This is a genomic window from Streptomyces sp. NPDC051064 (genome assembly GCF_044455985.1).
Taxonomy (GTDB): domain Bacteria; phylum Actinomycetota; class Actinomycetes; order Streptomycetales; family Streptomycetaceae; genus Streptomyces.
In genome coordinates this window covers 766,653-790,043 of record NZ_JBITFK010000001.1, presented here as the reverse complement: position 1 = coordinate 790,043, position 23,391 = coordinate 766,653, and the positions used below count along the sequence as shown (strand labels likewise).

Here is a 23,391-nt window from a genome sequence, read left to right as displayed (position 1 = left end):
GCTGGGATGCTCACTCGCGACCAAATGCAATGGAGACTGCAATGACGCCCTCACGTTGCGCGCCCAGCGCATCCACCCCCGACAGTGCAGATCCCGTCCCGCGTAAGGGACAGGCCCGTAACCTGCTCGCCGGGACCGTCGGGCACTTTGTCGAGTGGTACGACTGGTATATATACGGCCTGCTCGCCTCTGTCTTCTCTGCTCAGATCTTCCCCTCGGGCTCCCAGTTCGCGTCCCTCATCGCCGCGTTCCTCACTTACGCCATCGGGTTCCTCGTGCGTCCTCTGAGCGGCATCATCCTCTCGCCGCTTGCCGACCGGTACGGGCGCCGCCGCGTCCTGTCTCTCGCGGTCTCGGGGATGGCTCTCGGCGCGTTGATCATCGGGCTCACGCCCCCGTACGCGACCATCGGCTACTTCGCGCCGATCCTGTTCGTCGTCGCCCGCATCCTCCAGGGCATCTCCGCCGGCACCGAGGGGCAGAGCGCCATCGCGTACATGGTGGAACACGCTCCAGCCAACCGGCGCGGACTTTTCGGCTCCTTCACCAACATGGCCAGCGGGCTGGCAACCCTCGCCGCGACGGGCGCCGCAGCCACCGTCACCTCTGTTTTCGCCCCCGACGCCCTGGCGTCCTACGGATGGCGGATCCCTTTCATCTTCGGTGGTGTGATCGGCATCGTCGGACTCATCCTCCGCGCCCGCTCGGACGAGTCTCCGGAGTTCGAAGCCAGCACGCTCGTCGAGCAGAAGTCCGCACCCGCGAAGCTCCTCCAGCTGCTCCGCGAGCACCCCAAGGCGATCCTGCAGACTGCTGCCCTGTCCGCTCCCGCCGTGGCCTACTACACCTGGGCGACGTTCCTGCCCACCTACGCCAACCTCACCTCGGGCCGAGACCTGTCGTCCACCCTTGCCGGCAGCGCGATCGGCCTGGCCCTGCTGGTGGTCATCGTCCCCGTCGGCGGCTACCTCTCCGACCGTCTCGGTCGCCGGAAGATCTTCCCCATCATCGGCGCCATCGGAATGATCGTCCTGTTCTATCCGCTCCTTCTCCTCCTGCAGGTGCCCGGCTTCGGTGTCTACGTCATCGTCGCCGCCTCCGGATGGGTTGTCCTCGGTATCTGGCAGGCCGTCTACCCCACCATCCAGGCCGAGTTGTTCCCCGCCTCGGTCCGCGTCTCCGGAATCGGATTCGCCCATCAGATCGTCATTGCCCTCTTCGGCGGCACCGCACCCCTCATCGCGTCCGCGTTCGTCGGCGCCGGACGGCCCATGTACGTGGCGATTTACATGATCGTCATCGTCGCCCTGTGCCTCATCGTCTACTTCACCCTCCCGGAGACCGGCAGCCGAGCCCCGCGGGAGATCGTTTCCGCGACCGACACCATCGCCGTCGTCATGAGCGAGGACTCGGCCACTGCCGCCAGTTCAGCCCCTGAACAGCACAAGGTTCCCCGGCTGTAGCCGCCCCTGCTCCCGAGCGCACGATCGGGACTCCTCAAAGATTGAACGGAAATTCATATGATCATCAACACTTTTTCGTATCTTTGGTCGACAACGGCGATCGATGCGATATCCGAGCTGACCCAGAACGGGTACGACACCTTCGAGGTTCCCATCAGCTCTCCACATTGCTGGCCGGAAGAGATCTCCAGCTCCGAGCGTTCGGAAATCCTGGCGACACTCAACGAGAACGGCGCCAAGATCCGATCCCTGAACGCCGGCGGATACGACATCAATCTGGCCAGTCCTGGTGCCAGCATGCGCCGGAAGAGCATCGAGCACATCGCCTCGGTGATCGATCTTGCGGTGGCTTGGGATGTCCCGGAAGTTGTCATCTCGCCCGGCACACGGCGTCCTATGATCTCCCCCTCACTGGAGAGTGTCTACGGGTGGATGTATGAAAGCCTGGAAGACCTGGTCCCGCTGGCCAAGCGGGCGGGAAAGCGACTCCTCTTCGAGAACACTCCCTACTGCTTTGCTCCCACGATTGGGGAGCTGGCAGATATCGTCGGCACAGTCAACGATGATGCACTCAAAATCGTGTACGACGTCGCGAACGCTGCTTACATCGGGGAGGATCCCGTATCGAGTCTGCGCTCGCACCACGGATCGGTTGCGCTCATGCATATCTCCGACACGGGTACGGAGACGTGGGGCCACGACCCCATCGGCACTGGGGTGATCGATTGGAAGGGGCTGGGTAAAGCAGTCCAAGAAACAATCGGGGTGGACAACGTCGTTCTCGAAGTCATTCGCGAAGAGAACACCCTGGAAGTATTCGCGAAGTCGATGGGTGATCTCAGTGAAGAGGGTTGGAATCTCGGATAGTGATTTCAGCGCCTCGGGGTTCAGAGCGACTCCGAGGGTCATCGAACAGCAAGATGGCAGTTTTCGCTCGCCGGTGTGAATTGAAGTGCTTCGAAACGCATCAGATGAAGCTGTCACGACTTGTGTGGCATGCTGAGTATGCCCGCTGGAAATATGCAAGGAGAGTGTGCAATGAGGGTTCTGGTCAGTGGTGGAAGCAGCGGTATCGGCGCGGCTGCAAGCCTAAGGCTCGCAGAGGCCGCACTTGCCCGCGGTGAGAAGCCGATGGTCGCGGTATCCGGCCTTACTCCGAACGCGCGACAAGACGAGGTCGTCCGGTCGATCCAGTCGATGGGTGGCAAAGCCATTGCATTGACAGGAAACCTGGGTGATCCCGATGTGCCCGGTCAGCTGGTAACCGCTGTGGTCGAGGAATTCGGTGGCTTGGATGCGCTGGTGGCAAATGCCGGAATCGCCAACCCTGGCGCACTCAAGGATCTCTCCCTGGAGGACTGGGACGACATGTTCTCCGTCAACCTCCGCGGGGCGTGGCTACTTGCCAAAGCAAGTTACCCGCACCTGAAGGATAGCCGCGGGGCCGCCTGTTTGACCTCTTCCATGTCCGGCCAGCTCCCACATGCCGGATCGGGCGCATACAGTCCGACCAAGGCTGCGCTCACGATGTTGGCCCAGACACTCGCACTGGAATGGGCACCTGACGGAATCCGCGTGAACGTGGTATCCCCGGGCATGACTCGCACGCAGATGACTGAAAAAATGTACCTTGATCCCGAAGTCAAGAAGGCAAGGGAAGAAATTATCCCGTTGTCGAAAATTGGCGACCCGATGGATATCGCGAACGTGATCGAGTTTCTTGTCAGCCCACTGGCGGGATATGTCACCGGCCAAGATGTCTGCGTCGATGGGGGTTTCTCCAAGTCCATTCTCAGTCACATTCCCGGTCGGCCCAGCTCCAAGTCCTGACGGGAACTGTTCAACCGGCTTGACAGTCACACAGCGGTGCCCCCTCAGGGTTCTGTCATTCTCGCGGTGGGCCCGATAGGGCATGGGCCTGATACCCCAATCCGGCCGTGATGGTGATGGATCGGCAGGTACACGCGCAGGCACGGTTTCCGGTGATCACTGAGTGTCGAGTTCGCTGATCACCACAACGGAAGACTGTGCCTGTTGCGCCATCATCACCCATCCCTGCCGGGCTGGGTCAACTCACTGGATCCGATCCGGCCCGCCCCGACGAACTGCCCGACCTGCTGGCCAGGCTGTCCCGCCTGCCCGACTCGCGCCGTCTGCAGGGCCGGCGTCACCCGCTGCCGTACGTCCTGGCCCTGGCCGCCTGCGCAGTCCTGGCCGGAGCGAGGTCCCTCACCGCAATCGCCGCGTGGGCCGCCGATGCCTCTGACTGGCTCCTTCTCCGCTGCGGGGCCACACTGCGCGAACCGGAGCAGCCCTACCGGGCGCCCAGCGAGCAGTGCATCGACGGCGACGCACTCGACGCGACGATCGGCGGCTGGCTCACCGCTCGGGCGGACGCCTTCCGCGCCGTCGACCAGGGCAAATGCCCGCCGTGCCGTCCAGTGCGGGCAGCAGTCGCGGTGGACGGCAAATCCCTGCGCGGTGCCATCCGCACCGACGGGCTCTGTGTCCACCTGCTCTCCGCGCTGCGCGGCGACGGCATCGTGCTCGCCCAGCGCGAGGTCGACGCCAAGAGCAATGAGATCACCGCCTTCCGGCCGCTGCTGGAACCGCTGGACCTGACCGGTGCGGTGGTGACCTTCGACGCGCTGCTGCCCCGGACCGGCCACGCGAAGTTCCTGGTCGTCGCTCGGCTTCCGCCCGTCGATCGTTCCGTCCGGCCCGGCGATCTGAATTTTGCCGGATGCGGGCTCAAGCGTGAGCACTCCGGGACCGAGGACGGTGAAATCAGCTGGTGGCGACCGGTGCACGGGAGAGCGTGGCGGCCAGGCGGTCAGGGCCGATCCGTCCGGGAGCGGCCGGGGCAGGTCGCGGAGCAGATCCTGCAGAATCTGGGACGTCTGGGGCAGAGGGCATGCGGAACCGTGTGGTCCCGGGGTCCCGCAGAGGGCGAACGCGTGATGGCTGAGGGTACTGAGCGCGCGGTCGACGGTGTCCCAGGACTGGAGCGCCCGCCTGTCCTTCCCTGCCCGGTCGAGGATGGCCCGGTGGACGGTGAGCTCGAACCTGAGATCACGCCGGGCCGCCACACCTGGAGCGGTGGCGGCGCTTCCTGAGTGCACGTGTTCCAGCACGCGGGCGAGAGCATCGACGGCCGAGCGGAACTGCCGGTCGATCATGTGGTGGGCGCGGTGTCCGGTGACCCAGAGCACCACCAGCGCGCAGGCCACACCGAGAAAGCGCTCCTGGGTACGCGCGAGAAGCATGTCCGAGACGGACGTGGCGGGGCGGTGGCCATGTTGGCCGCGAGGGCCATCACGGTCGCGCAGATGACGGCGTAGGTGTAGTTCCGGGGCAGCAGTAGGTTCATTCCCCAGGCGCCCCCGAGGACCAGGAGAAGCTGCATCGCACTGGCGGGGTGGGTCGCTTCGATGCCGGCGGCGACCGCGACACCGAGGAGGCTTCCGGCGACGTGATGGGCCCCGCGAACGGTGGTGGAGGCCCCGGTCGCCTCGTGCGTGTAGGGCGACGGTGGCGGAGAGCACCGCCCAGTACGGGCGGTCCAGGTGGGCCAGTTCAGCAGCGCAGACGGCGAGCGTGGCTTCTCAATGCCGAGGGCCCAGCGCACGGGCTGGAGCTGCTTTCCTGCTGGTCTGCCCGTGCCGCGTAGGCGGCAGGGGTGAGGCCGGTGCGGTTGCGGAAGAAGCGGCCGAAGTCGGCGGCGTCGGGAAAGCCCAGGTGGGCGGCGACGGTGCGGGCTGTCCAGTCGGAGGGGCCGAGGAGGCGGCGGGCTTCGAGGAGGCGTCGCTCGTCGATCACCTGCCGCGCTCCGGTGCCGGCGGCGTCTTGTGCGGCGCGGGTGAGGGTGCGGACCGAGCAGGCGGGCGTAGTCGTCCACGTGGTGCTGCTCGCGGAAGTGCAGTTCCAGTGCGTCGAGGAAGCGCCGGTAGACCGTGGGACGACGACCGCGGGCAGCGGGCGGCGGGGTTGTGGTGTCTGGGCTGTGGGCGAGGCGGAGCAGCAGGGCCTCCAGGAGGCTGCGGCGCAGGGCGTGGTGGAGAGCGAGGGGGCGCCGCCCCAGTGACCGGTGTTCGTCGAGGAGTTGGAGGGCGGTGCGCTCGGCCCAGGGGGCGTCGTCGGGGTGAACAAGAAGCACTGGATCACCCTGGAGAGCGGAGAAGGCGTCGACAAGGAGCTCGTCAGGGAGCTCGTCACCGACTCCTATCGGCTCGTCGTCGCCCACCTGCCCAAGGCCGAGCGGCCTGTCGACCCGCACAACTACGGCACCGGCACGCGGGCGGCCCGGTGAGCGCGGCCGGTGACCGGCTCCAGGACACCGCCCGCCAGGCGGCCCTGGCCCTCCCTGACGTCAGCCACGGATACCCCTTCACTCCCGGACTCGACGTGTACAAGGTCGCGGGCAAGGTGTTCCTGATCGTCACCGACGACCCGGGCGAACAGATCATCACGGTCAAGTGCGAACCCGAACACGCCCGCGCCCACGAACGCGGCTATGCCTCGATCACACCAGGCCGCTACCTCGACAAACGGCATGGGATCTCACTGGGGCCGGGACCCGGCATCACCGAGCGGCTGGTCACCGACGCGGTCGAGGATTCCTACGACCTGGTCGCCGAGCGGCTGCCGCGACCAGTTCCTTGAGTGCGTCGGGCGCGACGCCGGACTGTAGCCCCCGAAGCGCCAGCAGGTCCTAGGCAGGCGGCAAGGGCCGGTGAACAGTCAGTGGGTTCCGGCAGCGTACGCATGCGCGTCACCTCACCCACTTGGCGTCTCCATGATCAACGGATCCAGGTGTTGATCAACCACCGATGGTAAGTGGATCGACTTGCCATGTAAGGGGTGCGGGGGTTACTTTCAGGTGGTGAGTCCTTTGACTTACCTTACGACTCGGCAAGGAACAATCAACATGAATCGTCTTGCGGGCAAGCGCGCCCTCATCACCGGCGGCACCAGCGGGATCGGCCTGGAGACTGCCCAGCGTTTTGTGGCGGAGGGGGCCGATGTGCTGGTCACGGGGGTCACCCCGGCCAGCATCGAGAAGGCGCGGCAGATCCTCGGGGACAAGGTGCCGGTGGTGCGGGCCGATGCACGCGATCTCGATGCCCAGCGCGGCCTGGCGGAGCGGGTGCGTGAGCACTTCGGGGAGCTGGACGTGGCATTCCTGAACGCCGGCGTCTCGGACTGGCGGCCGTTCGAGGACCACACGGAGGGCAGTTTCGACCGGCTCTTCGACATCAACGTCAAGAGCGTCTTCTTTCTCACGCAGGCCCTGGTGCCCGTGCTGGCCAACCCGTCCTCGGTCATCCTCAACGCGTCCAACAGCGCGCACGGCGGCTACGGGCATTCGAACGCCTACGCCGCGACGAAGGCGGCCGTCGGCTCCCTGATGCGGTCATGGAACGCGGACCTGCTCAGGTCGCACGGCATCCGGTTCAACGCGATCAGCCCCGGCCCGGTGAACACCCCGCTGTATTCAGGGGCCAAGCTCGGGATCGAGGACCCCGCGCAGCAGACGGCGGTTCTGGAGGCGATCAGCTCCGGCATCCCGCTGGAACGCATGGGTATGCCCGGGGAGATCGCGGAAGCCGTCGTGTACCTGGCCTCCGATGCCTCGGCCTTCACTGTGGGCCAGGACCTTATCCTGGACGGAGGCCAGACCGTCCTTTGACAGTGAGGATGCGGCTGGGAGACGGGCGAGGGGCGTGGGTATGTCGGTGGCGGATCGAGCGGAGACCGGTGGCGATACGTGCCAGGCCGGGTATGACGCGCAGACCAAAGCCGGGTATCACGCGCAGATCAAGGCGGAGAACCGCGCGCGCATCATCCGCGCCGCCCGCGACCTCTTCCTCGCCCGGGGATATGACAAGACCTCCCTGGCCCAGATCGCCAGGGAGGCCCGCGTCTCCACCGGCACCCTCTTCAAGCGGTACCCCTCCAAGGCTGCGCTGTTCGCGGCCGTCACCTCCGAACAGTGGCAGCTGGATGTGCAGTACGCCGCACCGCCCCCGCCCGGTGATCCCCGGTACGGTCTGGACCACATCGGCCGCGACTATGCCTGCCTGGTCTCGCGGCCCGGCACGGCGGCGCTGTGCCGCCTCATCATCGCCGAACTTCCCCAGATGCCGGAACTCGCCGACATCGTCGGCACCGGCTTCGCCATCGACCGCGGGCCCTTCTTCGACCGGCTCCGCGACTACCTGGACGCCGAAGCACAGGCCGGCACACTCGACTTCCGTTCGGCCGACGGACAGCCACAGCCAGCATCCGCGGTAGCCGAGCAGTTCCTTGGCATGATCTGCGGCCAGCTCCTGTGGCCTCAACTCGTACGGACCGACTTCGTTCCGCCCGACCCCACCGACACCACGATCGTGGACGAAGCCGTCGCCCTCATGCTCACCCGCTATCGCACCGGATCCTGAACCCCCACTACCAGTTCACGCGGGAGACGAGGGGCGGCCAGGGCGGGACGATTCACCTTGCGGTGGCCGGGGCCAGCAGGATCGTCTGCGGCAGCTTGGCGCTTGGCGACTGCCTAGGTGATCAATTCCAAGGGGTGCCCGCGGAAACGAGAGTGAGGGTGTTCAAGATCGTTGTGTGACGAACAACCTGAACACCCTCGCGATGCACTCTATGTGTCAAGCGGCGGAGGTGCCCCGGGAGGCCGGTTACTGCTCCAGGTATGCGGCGAGGTTCGCCAGCGAGGAGGCAAGCCCGGCAGCGTGATCCTCCGCGGAGATGCCGACGGGGACATGGTCGGCGCGGATCTCCACGTGCGTCCCTGTGTTGACCGCGGTGACCTCCCAGGTCATCGTCATCGTGCCGGCGTAGGCCGGGTCGTCAGAGACGAAATCCACGGCTTGCACGACTCGCACGCCGGGGACGATGTCGAGAAAGCGTGCCTCAACGATGTCAGAATCCTCTGTGGCCTTGCCCGGCGCGGTCGAGGCATTCGCGTAGGTGAGGATCAGCCGGTAAGACCCGCCCGGCCGCGCGTCGAATCGCTCGAATCTGCCGCTCATGCCGTCAGGCGGTAGCCATGCCGCAAGCGCGTCTGAATCCACGAGGGCGGTGTAGACACGGTCACGTGAGGACGCGATCACCCGGGAAGCCGTGTCCGTCCGTGCCATCACACCACCATAGCCAGCGCTAGGTGATCAATTCCAGGAAAGTCAGTGATCGTAGGCGGTGAGGGATCGTAGGACTTGCTGGTCGGTGGTGTCGTTGTGCCAGATCGCGGCGGTCAGCGCGAGTATGCGCTGCATGACACGGACGATGACGCCGCCGGGTGTGCGGCCTCGGTGCCGTTCGAGGTCGAGCTGTCCCTTGAATGTCTTGTTGATCGACTCGATGACCTGGCGCAGGGGTTTGAACAGGTGGGCGCCCGGCCGCTCGCGTTCGCCCTTGCGGACCGGCCGCAACAACTGGACTGCCTGATCGGCGAGTTCGTGTTCGAAGGCGCGGCCGAAGTAGTTCTTGTCGCCGATCAGGGTCTGTCCGGGACGGCGGGCCAGGAGGTCGAGGAGGGTCTCGCGTTCGTCGGCTTTGGCTCCGGTCAGGGCGAAGGCGATGGGCAGGCCCTGGAGGGTGCAGACCAGGTGCAGGCGCAGGCCCCAGAAGAACCGGCTGTGGCTGGCGCAGTACCCGTACTCGGCCCATCCCGCCAGGTCGGAGCGTTTGACGGTCTCGCGTGAGCGGCCGCACTCCACCGGTGTGGAGTCGACCACCCACACATCGTCGCTCCATACGGAGGTGGAGGAGGCAAGGAAGCGGGTGACCTGCCGCAGGTGGGCGCGGCGTGACGGAGCCACTTGGCCTCGGAGGTGAAGCCGAGCATGGCCTGCATCATGGCGAGGGTGCGTAGTTCGGCATCGCTCAGACGCGGTGCGATACCGACGGCAGGGCGGCCGGGTGCCAAGTGGGGCCGCTCTTTCAGCAGGTCGGCCGTGGTCACGTAGAGTGCAGTCGCGAGGGTGTTCAGGTTGTTCGTCACACAACAATCTTGAACACCCTCGATCTCGTTCCGCGGGCACCCCTTGGAATTGATCATCTAGGCGCAGCCATCAACGAATGGCTGGGACCAGCATGTGGCCACGTTTCAGGCCCACACCGCTTTGACCACGGCGTGGCCTGCGGAAGCCGCCCGCCAACCCTTGGAGGTCCCTGTGATGGTCGAGGAGTATCTGCCTAGTCCAGCCGAGGGCACTGAACCTGGCGCCGACACCGTTCCACAGCTCGTCGAAAGAGACAGCCGCAAGGAAATGTGCGGATTCAGCCTGGTTCTCACTGACGACAGCCCCATCCACTTCACGGCAAACTTGGCGAAGAACGGTTGGATCCCTGAACAGGGCGCCGAGGAGATGGTCCTCAAAGGCAGCGTCAGCGGTGCCTTCAGTTACGGAACGTAACCGTGCGCGGCAGCCTGATTTCAGCGGGGCCCAGGGATGACTACCGCGACGCGGCGGTGATCCGATTGCACCGAAGACGAGATCGTTCCCCTGCTTCTCGAAAGCCGGTGCTTGTTCGGGGTGCATAGGAAGCGGTGTGGCGAACGCCTGACCGAACCCCGTTCGAGCCGGATCGAGGGGGATGTAGCCGGTTGGAAACGGGTGGCTATGTCCGTTGTTTCGGCATCGCCGCAGGTGAGAGGCGTCACTCGCATGGGTTCGAGTCCCACCCGCCCCACCAGTTTCACCCTGCGGAAACGTTCTGACCTGCGGAAACGTGCTCCTTGCGCCCTCCGGCACCTTGAGCCGGTGCAGCGAATGTGCGGCGTTCTGATTGCCCGTGAGCTCTCGTAGGGCTGTGACCTGGCGTTTTGGTCAATTCTCCGTGGGATGTGTGGTGAACGGCCCCACGGCCGCCCGGAAGGCGATGAGTCGCTCCTGCTTCGTCCGACGCGGAGGAGCTCGTGCATGAGTGGTGTTGTGCCATGCGTATCGCGGCATCGCGTGGCATACTTCAAGTATGGCGACTCGGAAGATCACGATTACAGTGCCGGATGAACTGGTCGAATCGATCAAGGGGCGGGTTGATGCCCGGGGAGTGTCCGCCTATATCGCGGCAGCTGCGGCGCATCAGGACGCCATGGACCGGCTCCGGGAGCTGACGGATCGCCTGGAGACCGAGTATGGCCCGGTCACGGCCGAGGAGGAGCGGGCGGCGCTGGAGCGCATCGCGGTCACCGACGACTGGCATGACGAGCAGTCCTCGCCCGGCGCCGCGGCGTGAACCGTTCGAAGCGCGCCGGCGTGCCATCTGCTCGCAGGCGCGCCTTCTTCCTCGACTCCCAGGCGTTGTCGATGACGGTCCAGGGCGACCGTCGGATGATGGCCTTGGTGAAGGCGGCGCCGCGCCTGGACATCGCTGTTGTCACCAGTGCGCTCACCACGCTGGAGGCGTGGAACCCTCGGCAGGGTGCGCGCCAAGGGCTGTGGGACTGGGCGTTGTCCCGGATCGATGTGGAGCACACTGATGATCAGGTGATCTCCCTGGCCCGCGACATGCTGAAGACGGCCGGGCTGCACGGGCACAAGTACGCCATTGACGCCGTTTTGGCTGCGGTAGCCGCCAGGACTGCGGAGCGCGGCTTCGAGGTCACCGTCTTCACCTCGGATGTCGACGACATGGGCAAGTTCCTGGCGGAGCGTCGCATCCGGGTGGAGAGGGTCTGATCGCAGGCGCCGGGCACGCCGCCTCGGCTTCGAGGGGGAGTCGAGGCGGCGGGCCCCAGGTCGCGGTGGCTCCGGCCCGCGCCATCGGCCAGTCGTCCCGTAGACCGTGTTCCTGTGCGGGAGGTAGCGCCACTGGACTCCGGTGCGATCCACGTACAGGATCGCGTCGATGATGTCGCGCAGGTCATGCTCGGGCGGCGGCGCCCCCGGCCGCTGGCCGCCTGCCTGGCCAGCGCGTCCGGCGGCGCAGCCGATCAAGGATATGGGCGGCGTTTCTGCCCCCGCCACGCAGGATCTTGGAGCCCCTGACCGGCAGCGCGTCCTGGACCCGCCCTCTTGGAGCAGCGTCGACCTCCCTCTGCGCGAGGCTGGTCATTCCTCTGCGTCACGTACCAGGAGCGCGATCTGCACCCGGTTGTCGACCCCCAGCTTGGCGAACAGGTTGCCTACGTGCGCCTTGACGGTCGCGACGCTGATGTACAGCCGCTCGGCGATCTCCGGGTTGCCCAGTCCGTCCGCGACGGCCCGAGCAGTTTCGAGTTCTCGTTCGGTCAGTGCGGACAGCTGTTTCCGCGCGGCTTCGCGGGATGAGTCGCGAGCGTAGGACGACTGCGGGCGGGTGGCTGCGGCGATCACCCGTGCCGTGGCCGCTGGAGACAGCACGGAGTTGCCGTCCGCGACGGTCCGCACCGCGTCGAGAATCCGCGCCGGTTGGGTGTCCTTGAGGACGAACCCGAGTGCTCCGGCGTGCAGCGCGCCGAGTACCAGATCGTCGGAGTCGAATGTGGTCAGCATGAGCACCCGCGACGGCGCCGGTCGGGTGAGGAGTTCCCGGGTCGCGCTCAGACCGTCGCGGCCGGGCATCCGCACGTCCATCAGAACGACGTCTGGCCGCTGCTCGTCCACCACGGTGATCGCGGCGTCCCCGTCGGCCGCTTCCGCGACGACGGTCAGGTCCGGTTCGCCGTCGATGACGAGCCGCAGTGCCATCCGCACCAGCTGGTCGTCGTCGACGATGACGACGCGCACCGGCTCCCGCTCGGTATCCACTCATACTCTCTTTTCGTGGGTGGGATTTGGCCAGGGTAGCTGCGCGGTGAGGATGTATCCGTTGTCGGGTGTGGGGTGGTGGCTGAGTTCTCCGCCGGCGAGGCCGATGCGTTCGGTGAGGCCGAGCAGACCGAATCCCGATGTTGGTGGTTGTGCGGTTGCTGTGGCGGCTGGGGAGTTGTGGACGCTGACGCTGAGGTTGTCGCCTGCTGTTCCTTCGAGGGTGATGTGTACGTGTGCGCCTGGGGCGTGTTTGGCGGCGTTGGTCAGTCCTTCCTGGACGATCCGGTAGCAGGTGCGTCCGACGGCATCGGACGGTGTTCCCGCCACGGTGGTGGTGAGCGTGACGTCCAGTCCAGATGTGCGGGCTTCGGCTACCAGTTCGGGGATGCGGTCGAGGGAGGGCTGAGGTGGTTCCAGGCGGCCCGGGTCGGCCCGGAGCACACCGAGGACATCCCGTAGTTCTTCCAGGGCCTGGTGGGAGCCGTCGGCGATACCGCGGACCAGCACGCGGTTTTCCTCTGGGGTGAGGTCGTTGCGGTGGTCCAGCACTCCGGCCTGCATGGCGACCAGGGAGATCCGGTGCGCGAGCACGTCGTGCATCTCGCGGGCGATCCGGTTCCGTTCCAGGGCCCGTGCCTGCGCCGCTCGTGCGGTCTGTTCACGTTCCGCGCTCTCCGCCCGGTCTCGCAACGACCGCACTTCGACGCGCCGCGCCCCGATGGCCATGCCCATGGCCACCGCGATGCCCGCGATCAGTGCCGGGAACGCGAGCTGGTACCACAACAGGCCGGGCGAGCTCTGGACCGGGTAGAACCCGCCGGCGAACTGTGACGCGGTCACCAAGGCCACCGCGACGACCCCGATCTCCACCGGACGGCGACGCGTGGAGATCGAAATCAGCGCCAGAAAAGCGGCGCCGGAAGCGAGTGCCGACGCGGTCGAGGCGATCACGACCGTCATGGCGACGGCGAGCGGGAACCGCCGCCGCCACAGAAGCGCCGTCAGGCAGCCGAAAGCCACCAGCGGATCACCGATGACGAACCACGAGCCCGTTTCGTCCGTCTGCCCCCGCAGCAACACACCGATGGAGAGCCAGAGCGGTATCCCCACTGCCGCGGCCGCACCCAACCGCCATGTCTGCTGCCACCACCCGAGCCGTGGCGCTACGTCCGTGTTCACCCGGCCATTGTCGCGACGCCGTGCGGCCGGTGAATCGGACCGCGGGATGATGCGCCCCCGACCAGAGTCGCATCACTGCCCCGCCTTCGGTCGAAGGCGTTGCGAGCCGCCGGGCTGATGTGTCTGCCGCACCGCGCGGACAGACTCGTTCACGTGCCGAGACAACCGAACACCAGACGAAGAAACGCGATGCGCAAGGGCGGCTGCACGGCCCTTGAGGCGGTCGGCATGGTGATCACAGCCCTGGCCGCCCAAGGGATGATCCGCGCTCTGCTAAACCAGGGCTCCGAGCCGCTGTGGGGCATCCTCACCCGGGTCCCCGGCGGCATCACCGGCCAGATGATCCTCCTCGGACTCATCGCGCTCATCGCAACGGTGTCCGGTGGCTGGGCACACACCCGCAAGGAACCGACCACCGAGCGGGCCGGAAATCCCGGGGGAATCCGCGACCGAGGAACGACCTGAGGCCCATCCGGACGACAGACCCGCCCCTACGGCATGTGTGCCCACGCGCCCCGGGGAGAGCATTCGCCGTCCACGCGCTCAGCCTTGGCCGCCCACGGCCTCCACAACTCCGCCCGGATCGACGTGCTGGTCCGCATGAACGGCCGGCGGGCGGGGTTGCCCCGAGCATGCCCGTTTCGGCGCTCCCGTGCGCCCCTCAGGAGGACATCAGATGCGTAGAAATACCTTGTCCCTCGCCCTCGCCGCCACCACGGTGACGGCGGCCGCCGTGGCGCTGACCGTGCTTCCGGAAGTGTCGGTGGCGACGCCCGGCACCGCGGCGACGACGCCGGACACCGTGCGGTGGGGCCCGTGTTCGGAGAAGAAGGCGGCTTCACCCGGTAGGGCCGCGTCACCCCGTCTCGAGTGCTCGGCACTCGAAGTCCCGTTGGACTACCGCAATCCCGACGGCCGGCAGATCGACGTCGCGATCTCCCGGCTGGCGAGCGAGAAGCCGTCGCAGCGCCGCGGTGTGCTGCTGACCAATCCGGGCGGTCCCGGCATCACAGGTCTCGGCTACCCGGTCGCTCTCGCCGCCTCAGGGCTGCCGCAGGACGTGCTGGACTCCTACGACGTGATCGGCTTCGACCCGCGGGGCACCGGCCGCAGCACGCCGGTGACCTGCGATCTGACGCAGGCACAGCGCAACCGCGGCAACCTGCCGCCGTACGCGCACACCGCGGCCGATGTCGCGCGGGAGGCGGGGAACGCGCGGACCGTCGCCGGGCAGTGCGCCACCTCGCGGACGGCGTGGATGCTGCCGCACACCACCACCGCGAACACCGCGCGTGACATGGACCGGATCCGGGCGGCACTGGGCGAGCCGAAGCTCTCGTACCTCGGTGGGTCCTACGGCAGTTACCTCGGTGCGGTGTACGCGACGATGTTCCCGAAGCGCGGCGACCGGATCGTGCTCGACAGCAACCTGGGCCCCGGCGGGTACGACGTCACCGCCACGCGGTCGCTCGCCCGTGGGATGGAGGAGCGGTTCCCGGACTTCGCGGCGTTCGCCGCCGCGCACCCCGAGTACGGCCTGGGCACCACACCGGAGCAGGTGACCGCGAAGTTCTTCGAGCTCGCGAAGCGCCTGGAGGCGAAGCCGGTCCAGGGCATGGACGCGACCCTGTTCCGAGGGATCACGTTCGACCGCCTCTACAGCGACGCGTCCATGCCCCTGGTGGCCGAGATGTGGCAGGCGCTCGACAAGAACCGGCCGCTGCCGCCCGGCACCCCACCGTCGATGGACGGCATGGAGAACTTCATGGCGGCCCGGTTTCTTGTGATCTGTGGGGATACGCGCTGGCCGGGGACGGTCCGGGAGTATCAGCGCAATGTCGCGGTCGACCGGGTGAGGTACCCGATGCTCGGCGGGTCCGCGGCAGGCATCGGACCGTGCGCGTTCTGGCCGGACAAGCGGGTCGAGCCGCCGGTGCGCATCGGGGAGCGGGGCCCGTCGAACGTGCTCATGGTGCAGAACGAGCGCGACCCGGGGACCCCGCTGGCCGGCGCCCAGGAGCTGCGGCGGGCGTTCGGGAAGCGGGCCACGATGGTGACGGCCGACCAGGGCGGGCACGGCGTCTATCCGTTCGGCCCCAACACGTGCGCGAACGACGCGGTGACGACGTTCCTGACCACCGGGCAGCGCCCGTCGCGGGACCTCGCCTGCGCGGCGGAGCCGAGTGAGTAGCGGGAGCGGAGACATGTTCAAGGAGTGGCGGCATCGCCGGGCCGTGCAGCGGGTCAAGCCCGGGGACGGGCGACCGTTGAAGCGTTTCCGCTGGTGGCAGATGTTTACCCGCGCACTGTTCCATCTTCGGCTGATGAGTGACGACGGTCGGCAGACGGTCTACACCGTCGACGTAAGGCATCAGAAGCAGTCGTCGAACGGCCACGTCAAGGCCCACCTGTATCTCGATGGCAGGCATCATGCCGAGTCCAGAGTCCCCGCCGTCTTCCCCGTCCAGGGCGGCACCGTCGAAGTGAGGGCGAGCAATTTCGGGCTCAAGCGCTGCCACTACGTCACCGCCGGAGGGGCCGAGTTTCAGCTCGTCCCGGACACTGCCTCCGCCGAGGGGCGCCGCGCGCACCTCGACCGCGCACACCCCGCGCTGAGCCGCTTGATCGGTTCCCTCTCGGTGATGATGCTCGTCATCGGCCTGGTCCTCCTGATCCTTCAGCTCGTCGAACAGGTCACCCGGGACCCGGAGGGCCTCGCCCAGTACGTCGGGACCTTCACCTCGCCCGCCGATCTGCCGGGCTGGGGCAACGCCGTGCTCGGACTCGTCACCGTGGCGGCCAGCACGGAGCGGGCGCTGCGGCTGCGCTACAGCAGGCTGCTCGACGGTGGGGCGGGCTGACCCCGCCCCACCGGCGCCACCGGGTCGAACAGCTCGTGTTCACGGGCAGGACGAAGGCTTAGCGGGAGAGCCGGATCCGGCGCCTGGAGGAGGCCGCCCGCCGCTACTTCGCCGGGGAGCCGTACTCGGGCATCACGGCCGTCGGTTACCACCAAGCGGTGCCCGAGGTCGTCACCGAGCTGGAGCGGATCACGGCCGATCCGGATGGGGCGGCGGGGAACGTGTGGCGCAGGCTCGGGAGGGATGAGGATGAGTGGCAGACGCTGGCGGAGGCTCTGGACAACCCGACGGCGACCGCCTGTACGCGGTGCAGTGGAGGGAGGTCCGTCGGCGGCAGGAAGAGCGCGAGGCCGCGGAGCGTGAGGCGCAGCCGCCGGTGTGCGCCCGCTGCTGAGAGAGTTCAACCCGGTCCCGGACCTCGAAGCTCAGGTCCCGGGCTCCGAGCTCCGAGGCGGCGCAAGAGTCTCCCGGTCGGTCAGAACGCCTGCATGTACACCCGGGTTGTGCCGGCGTCCAGTTCGAGGACGTGGATCTCGATCCACTGGACCTCGCTCCGGCCGCTGTCCCCCACGCAGGGCGGGCAAACCCCGGCCCAGCGGACACCCTTCTCGCTCTGGGGCTCGGCGAGGCCGAGGTGTCCGAAGAGCTCGGTGGGGGACGGGAGGTCCTGGTTCCTGGTGCGCAGGGGCTTCTCGGGACGCAGGTCCTCCGCTACCCCCACCGCGGTCTTCTCGTCGGTGACGAAGGAGAGCAGGTAGATGTCCTCCTGCGGATTGATCTGCACGGCGCCCTTCACCTCTGTCGCGCTTTTGGGCACCGCCACCTTCATGAACGCCGATGCCTCCGGGGCGCCCATGTCCTTTCCCCAGTGCGAGGCGCGCCCGTCCGTCGTCCGGTGATCATCCCCGCCGGCACTCGAACAGGCTGTGAGGAGCAGGGCGGCGGTTCCGAGGACCGCGAGCAGCCGTGGCCGCAGGGCAGATCGGTCGTTCACCGGTTCTCCTCGTCGCCGCGCGAGACGTCGCCGCGGGACCCTTCGCGCCCAGGTTCCGCCGGTGTCACTCCGGGGGCTGAGCCACTGTTCAAATCCTGGGTGTAGGTGCTGCTGCTACCGCGCATGTCGAATTCCTGAGCGAAGCCCACCTTGTGCAGCCGCCCCATGTCATCGTCGGGAATGGTGATACCACCGGGGAACGTAGTCGATTTGCCGGAGTCCCAGTTGTACCGGTCCCACACGTTGACCTGGTAGTCGAGCGAGACCTGTGCCTTGCCGCCGTCGCCCGGACTGACGGTGACCATGCCCGACACATTCTGCTGGTGCGACCCGACCGCGTGGAACCATTCGTCCTCACCGAAGGTCGGTCCGATCGCCTGGCTCTCCACGGGAACGACGACTGTCCTGTCGCCGCCGGCCTTCTCGAACTCATCGAGGGCCTTCTGACGCCATGCTTCCTGGTTCTCGGTGATGTGAAGCGTGCCGACGTCGGTCCGGAACCCGGAATCCTCGTGCAAGATGCGGTCGACGTCGAGGTCGAGCGGCTCGCCGGTGCCACTGAGGTAGTGCTGCACGTTGCGGGATGCCGCGGCCTCTCCCGTGACATCGCCACCCGTGGCAATCGCTTGAGCCTGCGTCAGGACCCAGAGGTCGTGGGCGGTGGGATCCTCCGTGTCGAATGCCCCCGAGCCCGCGTCGGCCGGCCCCCACTCGTACAGCGGGGCCATGATCCCTGCTTCTCAAAGGTCGTCGCCGCGCTCTCGCAGCAGGATGCCGCGGGTGACCGGGTCGAGATCACGCCACCACTCCGCCACGGCGGCCCTCCCCTTCGGCATGTTGGCGGCCTTGCCGGCTTCCTCCAGGGAGGGATAAGGGCTCTTCGCAGGGCTTCTGTTGAAGCCGTTCATGGTCCCGTCCATGATGTCGGAGTCGACCACGACGGCTGCGAGGGCCAGCCTGATCAGACCCGCTACTTACCTTGGCGCAACAAGGAAAGGCTCACAGGGATATGCGTATGCCCGGCCGGGGGCTCCGGCCGGGCATACGCGGGCGTACCCATCAGGCGTACGCCGTGCCCGGGCTCTGGGCGCGACAGGGCAGAGCCCGGGACGTCTGGTCAGGGGCTGTCGAGGGCTGCTGCGGGATGCGGCTTGGTGAGATCGGCCGACGGGGTGGGACCGGCCGCCTTCTCCTCTGGCGCGGACGGTGTGGCAGGGGTCTTGCCGTGCAGCACGGCGTTGACGTGTGCGGCGTCCAGGACGCGTTCCCAGCGGGCGACGACGAGGGTGGCGACGCTGTTGCCGGCGAGGTTGGTCAGGGCGCGGCACTCGGACATGAATTTGTCGATGCCGAAGATCAGCATGATGCCGGCCGCAGGGACGGTGCCGACCGTGGACAGGGTGGCGGCGAGTGCGATGAAGCCGGCGCCGGTGATGCCGCCCGAGCCCTTGGAAGTGAGGATCATGACGGCGAGCAGGCCGAGTTGCTGGGTGATGCTGAGCGGTGTGTCGGTGGCCTGGGCGATGTAGACGGCGGCCAGCGAGAGGTAGATGGAGCTGCCGTCGAGATTGAAGGAGTAGCCGGTGGGGACGGTGAGCCCGACGATGTCCCGGCGGAGGCCGAGTCCTTCGAGTTTGGCCATGAGGCGGGGCAGGGCGCTCTCCGAGGAGGAGGTGCCCAGGACAAGCAGGAACTCTTCGCGCAGGTAGCCCAGAAGCCGGAAGATGTTGATTTTAAGGAGCGCCGTGACGCTGCCCAGGATCACGATGACGAAGAACGCCGACGTGCCGTAGAAGAGACCGATCAGCTGGCCCAGGCTGGTGAGGGTGGACACCCCGTACTTGCCGATGGTGTAGGCCATCGCTCCGAACGCGCCGACGGGGGCGGCAAGCATGACGTAGTGCAGGATCTTGAAGATCACGGCGCTGAGCCGGGTGACGCCGGCTACGAGGGGTTCACCGATCGGACCGACGGCCTTGAGGGCGACACCGAAGAGCACGGAGAAGAAGAGGACCTGGAGAATGTTGCCCTCGGCGAATGCGCCGACGGCACTCTCGGGCACCAGATCGGTGATGAAGTGCCACCAGCTCTGTTCCTCCCCGTCCTTCACGTACTGGGCGGCGTCACCCTCCAGCTGGAGGTCGCCCGGGTGAGCGTGGACGCCGGCGCCGGGCTGGAAGATGTTGACCGCGAGCAGCCCGACAAGAAGCGCGACGAGGGTGCCTGCCTGGAAATAAGCGAGCGATTTCACCCCCACCCTGCCCACGCGGCCGAGGCTGTCGACGCTGCCGATGCCCGCCACGATGGTCAGGAAGACGATCGGGGTGATGAGCATCTTGATCGCCGAGACGAAGGTGGTGCCGACCGGCTCGAGGGCTACTCCTACCGAAGGCCACAGCCAGCCGGTCAGGATGCCGGTGGCGATCGCGGTCAAGACCCAGAAGTAGAGCTGCCGGTACCACGGTTTGGGCGCCGTTCCGGTCTGGGGTGGTGCGGTGGACGCGGGTGCTGCCATGGCGTTTCTCCTCATCGAGGAACGGGCGCAGCCGGGACGCAGGCGCGGTCCCGCGGGGGGAGCGGGGCCGGCGGGGGATGAACGCGGCTCGGAGCAGACAAAAGGGAGTGCCCAGCGGAGGGGCAGCAGGGGGGGCCGGGACAGCATCGTCCATGCTGTCCCGAGCACGGCAGAGGGTTCAGCTCACAGGAGTTCGAGAAGCTTTTCGGTGAACTCGGCGGTGCTGGCTGTGCCGCCCAGGTCGGGAGTCCGGACGTCTGTCTTGGCCAGGAGCGCCGCGATGGCGTCGGTGACGTCCTTGCCGGCCTCGGGGTGGCCGAGGTGATCGAGCATCATGGCGGCCGACCAGATTGCGCCCAGGGGGTTGGCGATGCCTCGTCCGGCGATGTCGGGGGCGGAGCCGTGCACCGGTTCGAACATCGAGGGGAACTCGCGCTCGGGGTTCAGGTTGGCGGCCGGTGCGATGCCGATGGAGCCGGCCACAGCGGCGGCCAGGTCACTGAGGATGTCACCGAAGAGGTTGGAACCGACCACCACGTCGAAACGGGCGGGGTCGAGGACGAACTTGGCGGCCAGCGCGTCGATGTGCTCCTGGTCCCAGTCCACATCGGGGTGCGCGGCGGCGCGCTCGGCGACCAGCTCGTCCCAGAACGGCATCGTGTGCACAATGCCGTTCGACTTGGTTGCCGAGGTGACCTTGCCACCGCGCCGAGCAGCCACGTCGAAGGCGTAATCCAGGACGCGGGTCACCCCGGCGCGGGTGAACACGGCTTCCTGGACGGCCATTTCTTCCGGGAAGCCGCGGTTGAGACGGCCGCCGATCTCGCTGTACTCGCCCTCGACGTTCTCCCGGACGACGACGAAGTCGACCTCCCCGGGCGCCGCGCCGCGCACCGGGCTGTCGATGCCCTCGAAGACGCGGATCGGACGCAGGTTGACGTACTGGCGGAAGCTGCGGCGAATCGGGATCAGCAGGCCCCACAGCGAGACATGGTCGGGCACGCCCGGGTAGCCGACAGCGCCGAGCAGGATGGCGTCCTTGTCACGGAGCTGGTCGATTCCGTCCTCGGGCATCATCGCGCCGTCGCGCAGGTAGCGCTCGCAGGACCAGTCGTACGCGGTGTAGGTGAAGCCGAAGCCATGGCGACGGCCGACGGCATCGAGGACCTGCTGCGCCGGGGGCAGCACCTCGGCGCCGATGCCGTCACCCGGGATCAAGGCAATACGGTGGTTCGTCATGCGTTGATTGCAGCAATGGACCGGTCACGGCGTCCAAGACGCAGTTCTAATCTCGCTTATAAGTCACACTTATCTGACGTCTGGCGTGTCCGTTGCGGGCAGGACGGTACTCAGGAAGGCCTCAGCGGCCGGTGACAGTCCGGTGCGGCGACTGATCAGTCCGATGTTGAGGGTGCTCTTCGGTTCGATGTTCAGCACCCGTGCCCCGGCACGCTCGGCCAGGGTGCGCCAGGACTCTGTCACCACGGCCACACCCACCCCTGCCAGGACGAGAGGCAGGATGGCCACCCGGTGCTCCGTCTCGGCGGCGATGTCGAACACAATCCCGTGTTCGATGAGGCCGTCGACGTAAGCCCGCATGCCCGTTCCCCGTTGTCCGACGATCAGGCGCTGCCCTGCCAGTTCCCGGCAGTCCACCGACTGTCGCCCGGAAAACCGCCCGTCGGGCGGCACCACGAGCACGAAGCGCTGTTCGCCGACCAGGTGGCAAGCCACTTCCTTGTCGGGTAGCGGCCCCGCGGTGGCCAGCAGCCCCAGCTCGACAGCACCGGTACGCACCATGTCGATGACATCCTGGCGGGTGAAAGCGGCCTTGATGACGACTGCCACCCCCGGCCAGGGGGTACTGAAGGCCCGGATCATCGATGTCAGCGGCTCCACCGCCTGGGACGGCATCGCCGCCACGTCGAGCCGGCCCTCGCGAAGCTCATGAACGGCGGCGACGCTGGCCCGGGCAGTCGCCAGACTCCGTACGGCAGCGCGGGCCGGCTCGATCAGCGCCTCACCGGCCTCGGTGAGCACCGCCCGGCGGCCGATCCGGTGGAAGAGAGCGCTGCCCAGGTCCCGCTCCAGCGCCTGAACCGTCTGGGACAGCGCGGGCTGGGAGACGTACAGGACCGACGCCGCCCGGTTGAACCCGCCCTGATCCACGATGGCGAGGAAATGCTCCAGCTGCCGGATGTCCATGACGCCATCCTCTCCCCCTCGCCGAAGCAGGGAGTCCGGCGCCTCGGCCTGGACGGCACCGCACCGTGGGGTGCATGCCAACGGCGAGGCGGCCTCACGTATGGAGCGGTAGGCCGTCGCGACGGCACTTCAGAGGTTCTATCAGCGCGCCCAGCTGAGCCACGAGGCAGGGCGGCGGCCCTCTGCCGTCCGCCAACCCTTTACGGAAAGTGAGCCAGAACCCGAGCGCGGTCGGCACCTGGTTCTGGGGCGCGTGGGGCAGTTGTCGGAACTGCGCCGGTTCAGGCGTCGGGCCTGGGGGTGAGGGTGGTGAGGGCTGTGGCGATCTGGTCGAGGCGGGTGGGGTCGAGGGTGTAGAGGACGTAGTAGCCCTCGCGGCGGGTGGTGGTGAGTCCTGCCTGGGTGAGCTGGTGGAGGTGGCGGGAGGTCACGGATGGGGAGAGGCCGAGGAGGGTGGCGAGTTCCTGGGTGCTGCGGCTCTGGGCGGCGAGGTGGGTGATGATCTGCAGACGCGGGGCGGCTGCCAGGGCGCGCAGAGCGGTGAGGATCTCTTCCTGGCTGGTGGGGCGGGTGGCCGACGCCGGGGCGAGGGGCAGGGCGGGGTAGGTGATCCGCAGGGGCCATGGGGTGTCGCAGGTGACGCGGACGTGGGGCCAGACGTAGTGGCTGGCGGTGAACGTCACGGGGCGGTCGCGGGTGACGGCGATGTCGTGGTGGTGCGGGCGGTCGAGCCGGAGTGTCCGCTGGGTGGGGTCGATGCGGATCTGGGGGACCAGGGTGCGGAGCATCGGGAACAGGCCCTGGTGGGCGATCCGGGACCCGGCCCGGGCGATCGACTCGTACAGGGAGGGCTCGACACGCTCCCACTCGTCGGCGAAGGCGGCACTCCAGTAGTCCTCCAGGACCGTGAGTGCGCCTTCGAGGACGGGGAGAGGGTCGGTGAGGATGCTGTTCAGGCGAGCCGCCCGGCCGGGGTCGGTCTGATGGAGTTCGGCGAGGGCTGTGTCGCGGGCGGTGGGGTCTTCGACGAGGTTGTGTCCGGTGTAGCGGGTGGTGTCGATGAGGGTCTGGGCGAGTTCGGCGGCCAGCAGGGCGGGCGGCAGCGCCCGTACGGCCACGAGCTGGTCCTCGAAGTCGGCGTCGTGATCGCCTGCCCGGCTTTCGAAGAAGGCCGGGATGTAGTCGGCCACCACGAAGCCGTGCTCGCGGATCCGCCGGCGCAGGGCGGCGGGCAGCCGGCGGCACCGCCGCACCCAGGGCACGTGCAGGGCGTGGTGGCCGGGGTCGGTCAGCACGTGCCAGGAATGGACGGCTTCGAGCAGCGGTGAGACGGAGAAGGCGATGTCCTCCTCGGCCGTCTCGGTGAAACGCATGGTGATCACGATTGCAGGATTCCACAATCAGTTGATCAGATCTCGCCGCGTTGACC

General features: G+C 67.4%; 24 protein-coding genes and 6 pseudogenes. 16 read left to right on the top strand and 14 right to left on the bottom strand.

Features of this window, described 5'->3' with window-relative positions:
* The first annotated feature begins 41 nt into the window (after positions 1-41).
* The 5 genes and pseudogenes from ACIBCU_RS03780 to ACIBCU_RS03760 all read left to right on the top strand — a co-directional run.
* The gene (locus ACIBCU_RS03780) at positions 42-1,463 is read left to right on the top strand and encodes an MFS transporter (protein WP_362938249.1); all 1,422 of its coding nucleotides are present in this window, start codon (positions 42-44) and stop codon (positions 1,461-1,463) included.
* Between the two features lie 57 nt (positions 1,464-1,520).
* Positions 1,521-2,330, top strand: a complete 810-nt coding sequence (locus ACIBCU_RS03775) for a sugar phosphate isomerase/epimerase family protein (protein WP_362938252.1) — start codon at positions 1,521-1,523, stop codon at positions 2,328-2,330.
* Between the two features lie 171 nt (positions 2,331-2,501).
* The gene (locus tag ACIBCU_RS03770) at positions 2,502-3,293 is read left to right on the top strand and encodes an SDR family NAD(P)-dependent oxidoreductase (RefSeq protein WP_399228997.1); all 792 of its coding nucleotides are present in this window, start codon (positions 2,502-2,504) and stop codon (positions 3,291-3,293) included.
* Between the two features lie 197 nt (positions 3,294-3,490).
* Positions 3,491-3,793 (top strand): annotated as a pseudogene (locus ACIBCU_RS03765) (transposase family protein); the annotation flags it as partial.
* A gap of 213 nt (positions 3,794-4,006) precedes the next feature.
* Positions 4,007-4,114 (top strand): annotated as a pseudogene (locus ACIBCU_RS03760) (ISAs1 family transposase); the annotation flags it as partial.
* 524 nt (positions 4,115-4,638) lie between these two features.
* Here the strand turns inward: ACIBCU_RS03760 and ACIBCU_RS03755 are convergent.
* Positions 4,639-5,091, bottom strand: coding sequence for an FUSC family protein (locus ACIBCU_RS03755; RefSeq protein WP_399228994.1), 453 nt, complete (start codon positions 5,089-5,091; stop codon positions 4,639-4,641).
* Positions 5,040-5,285 (bottom strand): annotated as a pseudogene (locus ACIBCU_RS03750) (helix-turn-helix domain-containing protein); the annotation flags it as partial. The pseudogene ACIBCU_RS03750 and the gene ACIBCU_RS03755, both read right to left, overlap by 52 nt.
* 43 nt (positions 5,286-5,328) lie before the next feature.
* Between ACIBCU_RS03750 and ACIBCU_RS03745 the strand changes: the two are divergent.
* The 5 genes and pseudogenes from ACIBCU_RS03745 (at position 5,329) to ACIBCU_RS03725 (ending at position 7,903) form a co-directional block, all read left to right on the top strand.
* Positions 5,329-5,547: a hypothetical protein gene (locus ACIBCU_RS03745; RefSeq protein ID WP_362938306.1), complete on the top strand. Its 219-nt coding sequence runs from the start codon at positions 5,329-5,331 to the stop codon at positions 5,545-5,547.
* Between the two features lie 57 nt (positions 5,548-5,604).
* Positions 5,605-5,772 (top strand): annotated as a pseudogene (locus ACIBCU_RS03740) (MmcQ/YjbR family DNA-binding protein); the annotation flags it as partial.
* Positions 5,769-6,125: an MmcQ/YjbR family DNA-binding protein gene (locus ACIBCU_RS03735; RefSeq protein ID WP_399228992.1), complete on the top strand. Its 357-nt coding sequence runs from the start codon at positions 5,769-5,771 to the stop codon at positions 6,123-6,125. The pseudogene ACIBCU_RS03740 and the gene ACIBCU_RS03735, both read left to right, overlap by 4 nt.
* Before the next feature lie 265 nt (positions 6,126-6,390).
* Positions 6,391-7,152, top strand: coding sequence for an SDR family oxidoreductase (locus tag ACIBCU_RS03730; protein ID WP_399228990.1), 762 nt, complete (start codon positions 6,391-6,393; stop codon positions 7,150-7,152).
* A gap of 40 nt (positions 7,153-7,192) precedes the next feature.
* Positions 7,193-7,903, top strand: coding sequence for a TetR/AcrR family transcriptional regulator (locus tag ACIBCU_RS03725; protein ID WP_362938270.1), 711 nt, complete (start codon positions 7,193-7,195; stop codon positions 7,901-7,903).
* A 246-nt stretch (positions 7,904-8,149) separates the two neighbouring features.
* Here the strand turns inward: ACIBCU_RS03725 and ACIBCU_RS03720 are convergent, their stop codons facing one another.
* Both ACIBCU_RS03720 and ACIBCU_RS03715 read right to left on the bottom strand, forming a co-directional pair.
* A complete protein-coding gene (locus tag ACIBCU_RS03720; RefSeq protein ID WP_362938273.1) occupies positions 8,150-8,611 on the bottom strand; it encodes an SRPBCC family protein in 462 nt (153 codons plus the stop codon).
* Between the two features lie 42 nt (positions 8,612-8,653).
* Positions 8,654-9,474 (bottom strand): annotated as a pseudogene (locus ACIBCU_RS03715) (IS982 family transposase).
* A gap of 172 nt (positions 9,475-9,646) precedes the next feature.
* Here ACIBCU_RS03715 and ACIBCU_RS03710 point away from each other — a divergent pair.
* The 3 genes from ACIBCU_RS03710 (at position 9,647) to ACIBCU_RS03700 (ending at position 11,155) form a co-directional block, all read left to right on the top strand.
* Positions 9,647-9,889 carry a hypothetical protein gene (locus ACIBCU_RS03710; protein ID WP_362938276.1) on the top strand — a complete coding sequence of 81 codons (243 nt, stop codon included), beginning with the start codon at positions 9,647-9,649 and terminating at the stop codon, positions 9,887-9,889.
* 559 nt (positions 9,890-10,448) lie between these two features.
* Complete coding sequence (locus tag ACIBCU_RS03705) at positions 10,449-10,712, top strand: hypothetical protein (protein WP_362938279.1); 264 nt, start codon at positions 10,449-10,451, stop codon at positions 10,710-10,712.
* Positions 10,713-10,732: 20 nt separating this feature from the next.
* Positions 10,733-11,155 (top strand): hypothetical protein, encoded by a 423-nt coding sequence (locus tag ACIBCU_RS03700; RefSeq protein ID WP_362938282.1) that lies wholly within the window; start codon positions 10,733-10,735, stop codon positions 11,153-11,155.
* Between the two features lie 81 nt (positions 11,156-11,236).
* Here the strand turns inward: ACIBCU_RS03700 and ACIBCU_RS03695 are convergent.
* From ACIBCU_RS03695 to ACIBCU_RS03685, 3 genes and pseudogenes are all read right to left on the bottom strand, one after another.
* Positions 11,237-11,413: pseudogene (locus ACIBCU_RS03695) on the bottom strand (transposase); the annotation flags it as partial.
* Positions 11,414-11,527: 114 nt separating this feature from the next.
* Positions 11,528-12,205, bottom strand: a complete 678-nt coding sequence (locus ACIBCU_RS03690) for a response regulator (RefSeq protein ID WP_399228986.1) — start codon at positions 12,203-12,205, stop codon at positions 11,528-11,530.
* Positions 12,206-13,387, bottom strand: coding sequence for a histidine kinase (locus tag ACIBCU_RS03685; RefSeq protein ID WP_362938288.1), 1,182 nt, complete (start codon positions 13,385-13,387; stop codon positions 12,206-12,208).
* Between the two features lie 228 nt (positions 13,388-13,615).
* On the opposite strand from ACIBCU_RS03685, the gene ACIBCU_RS03680 reads away from it, so the two are divergent.
* The 3 genes from ACIBCU_RS03680 to ACIBCU_RS03670 all read left to right on the top strand — a co-directional run bounded on the left by ACIBCU_RS03680 (position 13,616) and on the right by ACIBCU_RS03670 (position 16,248).
* Positions 13,616-13,852: a hypothetical protein gene (locus ACIBCU_RS03680; RefSeq protein ID WP_362938291.1), complete on the top strand. Its 237-nt coding sequence runs from the start codon at positions 13,616-13,618 to the stop codon at positions 13,850-13,852.
* A gap of 211 nt (positions 13,853-14,063) precedes the next feature.
* Positions 14,064-15,578: an alpha/beta hydrolase gene (locus tag ACIBCU_RS03675; protein ID WP_399228982.1), complete on the top strand. Its 1,515-nt coding sequence runs from the start codon at positions 14,064-14,066 to the stop codon at positions 15,576-15,578.
* A gap of 13 nt (positions 15,579-15,591) precedes the next feature.
* Complete coding sequence (locus ACIBCU_RS03670; RefSeq protein ID WP_399228980.1) at positions 15,592-16,248, top strand: hypothetical protein; 657 nt, start codon at positions 15,592-15,594, stop codon at positions 16,246-16,248.
* A 475-nt stretch (positions 16,249-16,723) separates the two neighbouring features.
* Here ACIBCU_RS03670 and ACIBCU_RS03665 read toward each other — a convergent pair whose 3' ends face one another.
* From ACIBCU_RS03665 to ACIBCU_RS03635, 7 genes are all read right to left on the bottom strand, one after another.
* Complete coding sequence (locus tag ACIBCU_RS03665) at positions 16,724-17,242, bottom strand: hypothetical protein (protein ID WP_399228978.1); 519 nt, start codon at positions 17,240-17,242, stop codon at positions 16,724-16,726.
* The gene (locus ACIBCU_RS03660) at positions 17,239-17,970 is read right to left on the bottom strand and encodes a hypothetical protein (RefSeq protein WP_399228975.1); all 732 of its coding nucleotides are present in this window, start codon (positions 17,968-17,970) and stop codon (positions 17,239-17,241) included. Before ACIBCU_RS03660 ends, ACIBCU_RS03665 begins: the two co-directional genes overlap by 4 nt.
* A 12-nt stretch (positions 17,971-17,982) precedes the next feature.
* Entirely contained in the window at positions 17,983-18,162 is a 180-nt protein-coding gene (locus tag ACIBCU_RS03655; RefSeq protein ID WP_399228973.1) for a hypothetical protein, read from the bottom strand.
* A 197-nt stretch (positions 18,163-18,359) separates the two neighbouring features.
* Positions 18,360-19,757 carry a C4-dicarboxylate transporter DctA gene (gene dctA / locus ACIBCU_RS03650; protein WP_362939311.1) on the bottom strand — a complete coding sequence of 466 codons (1,398 nt, stop codon included), beginning with the start codon at positions 19,755-19,757 and terminating at the stop codon, positions 18,360-18,362.
* Positions 19,758-19,940: 183 nt separating this feature from the next.
* Positions 19,941-20,996 carry a tartrate dehydrogenase gene (locus ACIBCU_RS03645; RefSeq protein ID WP_362939308.1) on the bottom strand — a complete coding sequence of 352 codons (1,056 nt, stop codon included), beginning with the start codon at positions 20,994-20,996 and terminating at the stop codon, positions 19,941-19,943.
* A gap of 69 nt (positions 20,997-21,065) precedes the next feature.
* Positions 21,066-21,962 (bottom strand): LysR substrate-binding domain-containing protein, encoded by an 897-nt coding sequence (locus ACIBCU_RS03640; protein WP_362939305.1) that lies wholly within the window; start codon positions 21,960-21,962, stop codon positions 21,066-21,068.
* 281 nt (positions 21,963-22,243) lie between these two features.
* Positions 22,244-23,335, bottom strand: coding sequence for a DUF5937 family protein (locus tag ACIBCU_RS03635; protein ID WP_362939320.1), 1,092 nt, complete (start codon positions 23,333-23,335; stop codon positions 22,244-22,246).
* Between the last annotated feature and the right edge of the window lie 56 nt (positions 23,336-23,391).

Bases quoted from the DNA above. Each gene is read 5' to 3' on its own strand.
- ACIBCU_RS03780 (WP_362938249.1), top strand. From the start codon at position 42: ATGACGCCCTCACGTTGCGCGCCCAGCGCATCCACCCCCGACAGTGCA.
- ACIBCU_RS03775 (WP_362938252.1), top strand. From the start codon at position 1,521: ATGATCATCAACACTTTTTCGTATCTTTGGTCGACAACGGCGATCGAT.
- ACIBCU_RS03770 (WP_399228997.1), top strand. From the start codon at position 2,502: ATGAGGGTTCTGGTCAGTGGTGGAAGCAGCGGTATCGGCGCGGCTGCA.
- ACIBCU_RS03730 (WP_399228990.1), top strand. From the start codon at position 6,391: ATGAATCGTCTTGCGGGCAAGCGCGCCCTCATCACCGGCGGCACCAGC.
- ACIBCU_RS03725 (WP_362938270.1), top strand. From the start codon at position 7,193: ATGTCGGTGGCGGATCGAGCGGAGACCGGTGGCGATACGTGCCAGGCC.
- ACIBCU_RS03720 (WP_362938273.1), bottom strand. From the start codon at position 8,611: ATGGCACGGACGGACACGGCTTCCCGGGTGATCGCGTCCTCACGTGAC.
- ACIBCU_RS03705 (WP_362938279.1), top strand. From the start codon at position 10,449: ATGGCGACTCGGAAGATCACGATTACAGTGCCGGATGAACTGGTCGAA.
- ACIBCU_RS03680 (WP_362938291.1), top strand. From the start codon at position 13,616: ATGGTGATCACAGCCCTGGCCGCCCAAGGGATGATCCGCGCTCTGCTA.
- ACIBCU_RS03675 (WP_399228982.1), top strand. From the start codon at position 14,064: ATGCGTAGAAATACCTTGTCCCTCGCCCTCGCCGCCACCACGGTGACG.
- ACIBCU_RS03670 (WP_399228980.1), top strand. From the start codon at position 15,592: ATGTTCAAGGAGTGGCGGCATCGCCGGGCCGTGCAGCGGGTCAAGCCC.
- ACIBCU_RS03660 (WP_399228975.1), bottom strand. From the start codon at position 17,970: ATGGCCCCGCTGTACGAGTGGGGGCCGGCCGACGCGGGCTCGGGGGCA.
- ACIBCU_RS03655 (WP_399228973.1), bottom strand. From the start codon at position 18,162: ATGGACGGGACCATGAACGGCTTCAACAGAAGCCCTGCGAAGAGCCCT.
- dctA (WP_362939311.1), bottom strand. From the start codon at position 19,757: ATGGCAGCACCCGCGTCCACCGCACCACCCCAGACCGGAACGGCGCCC.
- ACIBCU_RS03645 (WP_362939308.1), bottom strand. From the start codon at position 20,996: ATGACGAACCACCGTATTGCCTTGATCCCGGGTGACGGCATCGGCGCC.
- ACIBCU_RS03640 (WP_362939305.1), bottom strand. From the start codon at position 21,962: ATGGACATCCGGCAGCTGGAGCATTTCCTCGCCATCGTGGATCAGGGC.
- ACIBCU_RS03635 (WP_362939320.1), bottom strand. From the start codon at position 23,335: ATGCGTTTCACCGAGACGGCCGAGGAGGACATCGCCTTCTCCGTCTCA.